The organism is Actinomadura sp. HBU206391, from assembly GCF_014323665.1.
Classification (GTDB): domain Bacteria; phylum Actinomycetota; class Actinomycetes; order Streptosporangiales; family Streptosporangiaceae; genus Actinomadura_C.
Map to the genome: position 1 here is coordinate 1 of NZ_JABVEB010000395.1, position 3,884 is coordinate 3,884.

Annotated in this window: 6 protein-coding genes; 2 read left to right on the forward strand and 4 right to left on the reverse strand. The window is 63.9% G+C overall.

Annotation, left to right across the window (positions count from 1 at the left end; translation table 11 throughout):
• From HKK72_RS40360 to HKK72_RS37115, 3 genes are all read right to left on the reverse strand, one after another.
• On the reverse strand, window positions 1-325 hold a 325-nt coding region (locus tag HKK72_RS40360; protein ID WP_222721621.1), incomplete at its 3' end, for a hypothetical protein.
• 274 nt (window positions 326-599) lie between these two features.
• The gene (locus HKK72_RS37110) at window positions 600-959 is read right to left on the reverse strand and encodes an Imm51 family immunity protein (protein WP_187239070.1); all 360 of its coding nucleotides are present in this window, start codon (window positions 957-959) and stop codon (window positions 600-602) included.
• Between the two features lie 411 nt (window positions 960-1,370).
• Window positions 1,371-1,928: a G5 domain-containing protein gene (locus HKK72_RS37115; RefSeq protein ID WP_222721622.1), complete on the reverse strand. Its 558-nt coding sequence runs from the start codon at window positions 1,926-1,928 to the stop codon at window positions 1,371-1,373.
• A 139-nt stretch (window positions 1,929-2,067) separates the two neighbouring features.
• Here HKK72_RS37115 and HKK72_RS43040 point away from each other — a divergent pair, with 139 nt between their 5' ends.
• Together HKK72_RS43040 and HKK72_RS37125 are read left to right on the forward strand one after the other, a co-directional pair.
• The gene (locus HKK72_RS43040) at window positions 2,068-2,472 is read left to right on the forward strand and encodes a transposase (RefSeq protein ID WP_410050383.1); all 405 of its coding nucleotides are present in this window, start codon (window positions 2,068-2,070) and stop codon (window positions 2,470-2,472) included.
• Window positions 2,442-2,699, forward strand: a complete 258-nt coding sequence (locus HKK72_RS37125; protein ID WP_187239072.1) for a hypothetical protein — start codon at window positions 2,442-2,444, stop codon at window positions 2,697-2,699. The genes HKK72_RS43040 and HKK72_RS37125 overlap by 31 nt, the downstream gene beginning before the upstream one ends.
• Window positions 2,700-2,879: 180 nt before the next feature.
• Here HKK72_RS37125 and HKK72_RS37130 read toward each other — a convergent pair whose 3' ends face one another.
• A complete protein-coding gene (locus HKK72_RS37130; RefSeq protein WP_187239073.1) occupies window positions 2,880-3,782 on the reverse strand; it encodes a CehA/McbA family metallohydrolase in 903 nt (300 codons plus the stop codon).
• Window positions 3,783-3,884 lie beyond the last annotated feature (102 nt).

Genomic DNA, 3,884 nt, shown 5'->3' on the forward strand with positions numbered 1-3,884 from the left:
TCACGGCTTCCTCCCGATATTCAGGAGAGAAGCTCTTCTTCGGTCGAGCCAAAATTTTTACCTTTCCGGAACCCCATCGTAGTGGGGTCGCTGTCCGGAAAGCTCGGGGCACCTCAATGAGGCAGCGATTACCGTTCCCTATTGGTACGCGGGCTCTGATGCTGGGGCAGTAGTCGGACTGATCTATCAACTCGGCCTCATCGTGGAGCGCCACACAGAGCTGGTGGGGTACGACGGTCAGGTTGGGCTTGCCGTGGCCGAAGCAGCCAACCAACCGCAGCTCGCTGTCTCGATCTTCGATCAGGTTGCCCAATCGTTTGCCCACCGCGGAATCGCGAGCCCTAGCAACGACAACTGACACTGTCCACCAGGAGTCGGGGCTCATGACCTCCGTGACAGATCTGGCTCCGGAGGTGGGTGACACTCCGGCTAGATGATCTGTCTTGTTTCTTGCTGCTTATTCAAGCGGAATCTTGTGTTCGGGTGGCTGTGGTCCGGTGGGGAGTTCTTGGACTTTAGCGGCAAAGGACAGCAACCGCTCTGGATCTGCCGGGACCGCATCGGACGTCGAGGGACAGCGATCGCGGCACCCGCCTGCTTTATCTGGGAAGCAGGTCCGGGTCGGCATTTCGGATGAGTTCGTGCAGCAGTGTGCGGCGGTGGAAGGCGGCATGGAGCACGGTGGCGAGGCGCTGTAGTGCGCTGAGCGCGTTGCTGGTGACGACGAACGTTCCAGCCTCCGAAGTGAAGTGCAAATGATTGCTGATCTCTGGCATCTGGGCCTTGACCACCGACTGTGCGAGGCCTTCCCAGCCGTGACCATGCCCCTCGGCGTTCAATGCGTGGAACGTATCTTCGACCTCCTCCATGTCCCCGTCGTAGAGAACGAGCTCGAAGGTGCCAGGCGCGGTTTCCTGCTCGATGAGGACGAACGGGGCGAGAGCATTCTGGTCGACCATGGCACGAACGGTATAGCCGGCAGCCAGTAGCACCGGCTCGACACCTCGGAGGTCACCTGGCGAACACAAGCCCGCGGGCGCGACCAGCGCCGCCGACCAACTGCCTGTCAAACTGCGTGACAATCGGCTCGAACCTCGCTGGACGAGCACGGACGTCGGGGCACACGGCCACTCAGGTCAGACTGTGAATCGGTGCAGCTCATCAAGCTATCCGGATTGCTTCAGAAGAGGTCACGGCGCGCACAAGGGCGGGCGGACCGGCCGACGAGCTCGACGTGGCCGGCGCCTGCACTCAGGATCGTGTCTCTGCCGGACCTACCGGACCTGCCGGACCCGCCAGGCGGCCCGCCTGAATGCTGCGCGATCAGCAGGGACAGCTCCGGGACCTGGACTGTGGTGATGGAGTCCGCCTCAGCTGTCGCATGCGATGCCGTCGCCGTCGCGGTCAAGGTCGTAGATGTCCGTGCCGACCACTCGAACCGGCCCTCGCACGTAGGCCGGGCCATTGCCGCTGCCGCCTGCGCAGTCGACATCGCTGGCGATCGGAACGCAGCCACCGCTGTAGTTCGGGTCGCACTGTCGGGTATTTCTCGTACCCACCGCAAGGACCCTGGTTACCGGTGCGCTCGTGACCACGCCACGTACCAGTCTCTTGTCCGTCTGCACACCATTGGTGAGCGTCACCTCGTAGGTCAGGGTCTTCACGCCTGTCCTGCCTCGGGTCCTCACCTTGGTGGTGCCCTTGGCAAGAGCGGGATCGTTCACCTTCCTGGTCTTGAACGGAATCACCCGGGTCTCGGTAACGGTGCGCTTCTTGACCACTGGCGTGGCTTCCGCGGCCGTGCTCGGCACCACCGAAGGCGCCGCGGTCGCGGTCGCTGTGGCTGTCGGTGTCGGCGCGGCCGCCGAGGACGGTACGGACTGCAATCCACAGGCGCCAAGTGCGAGCATGCCCCCGACCACCAACACGACCGTTATGACACGTCTCATAACTCCCCCTTACGGCCGAAATAGCGTTGCCTGGTGAGACACGCTCCTTCCGGCCTGGGAGGTCACCTTGGCCAGCGTCGGCCAGTCCGTCGTTAAGCCCGGCGACAGGGAGACCGATGTGCATCAACGTCACAAAGGGGGCCGCAGGTCGCGGCGGACTGTCCGTGACGACCCGGAAGACTTGAAGAAGGGCACCAAATCCACGGGCGTCCAGCGGCAGTACTCCCGCACAGCGGGGCGCATCGAGAACCGCCAGCTCGGTGTGTTTTTGACCTATGTGTCGGCCCAGGGACACGCGTTGATCGACCGCGAACCTTACCTGCCGACATCGTGGACCGACGATCGGCAACGCTGCGCTGAGGCCGGAATCGGCGACGAAGTGGACTTTGCGACCAAGCCCGAAACTGACCCAGCGCATGCTGGCCCGCCTGTGGACGCGGCACGGATATCGGCTGGTTCACCGCGGACGAGGCACACGGAGACAACCCAGGATTGCGCGCCTGGCTGGAAGATTGTGGCCTGAACTACATCATGGCCGTCTCGTGCGATCAGCGCTTCACCCCACCAACAGGGCCTGTTCGCGCCGACGGGGTTGGCACGGCGCGCGCCGCGCAGGGCTGGCAACGACTCTCCGCCGGAGAGGGCAGCAAGGGGCACCGGTTGTATGACTGGCTGCTGATCGACCCGGGAGCCGATGAGCACCTGCTGCTGGTACGCCGCTCGATCAGCAAACCGGACGAGCTGGCCTGAAGGGTGCCAAAACGTGGCCATGAGCGTTGAGCTGCGACTTCGCCGCCGAACGTACCCCTGGTCAGCCTGCTCTCTCGTACTCGTTGATCAGGCCTCCGAGGACTTGGCGGCGTTCGATTCGGCCGACCGGCAGGCGGATCACGTCTGCCATCGCTGTCGTGATCCAGAGGGCGAGTCGGATCAGCTCAGCCAGATCGGGTTGCTCCAAGCTCGTTGGCCGGTCGCGTCGACGACGGTCACTCGGATGTAAGCGCTGGCTCGGAACATGTCCAGCGGGAGTGTGCATTCGGTGAGTGCGTGGCCGGCCTGTAGTTGCTTGCCTGGGACGCAGCCGGTGACCAGCACCCTGCTGACAGGCGAGCAGCGGATGGTGATCTTGCCGTCATGGAGGCGTACGTCGTGGATCTCGGGGCCGGTACTGGAGTAGTAGTGGCAGGCCTTGAGGGCGGCGAGCAGCGCGTTGGGGTTGAGAGATTCGGCGCGTACCTGTACCCACGCTGCGCAGCCTGGAGGGTCCTTGGGCTGGAAATGGGCGTCGTCGGCTGCGTAGGCGCCCAGCCGGTGACCTCGGCCCAGCAGCAGATCACACAGGTGCCAGCTGTCGCCTCGGTCTTCCCATGCTGACAGGGCGTTGTATACCTCGACGGCGTGTGCGGCATCCAGGCTTTCTGCGTCGGGGAGGGTGAGCAGGGACGCTGCCGGGTGTGCCATGCCGATGAACGCTCCGGCTGCGCGGGCTCGGCGGGCAAGTTCGGTTCCGGACTCGGCGGAGTCGGGCGGTGGGAAACCGAGCGGTAGTCCGAGAGCGATGATGTGCCATTCAGTGGAGAACTCGGTGCGTGGTGCGTGCAGTTCGGCACCAAGCAGTGTGGTGAAGGCGGTCGTTCGCAGTGCCCGGGTGTCGGTCAGTGGGAACCCGTACTCGGCCCGGAAGTGGTCGGTGATGGCCACGAAGTCGTAGCCCGCCTCCTGGTAGAGACGGCTGGTCTCCTCTGGTGACAATGCGCCGTCTGAGTGGTCCGAATGAGTGTGCAGGTTGCCCCGCCAGAATCGTCCTGGGCGGTCGAACGGCAGATTGTGCATTTGTCAGGGTCTCCGCCGGCGAACTGTCGGCCGGATCGCGTCATCACTGAGACCTGCCGAATATTGACACCCTTCAGGCTCGTGAGAAGCATCTCGAACGCG

What these genes read in the sequence shown, in the direction of transcription:
- HKK72_RS37130 (WP_187239073.1), bottom strand. Translation starts at nt 3,782, where the DNA reads ATGCACAATCTGCCGTTCGACCGCCCAGGACGATTCTGGCGGGGCAAC.
- HKK72_RS37110 (WP_187239070.1), bottom strand. Translation starts at nt 959, where the DNA reads ATGGTCGACCAGAATGCTCTCGCCCCGTTCGTCCTCATCGAGCAGGAA.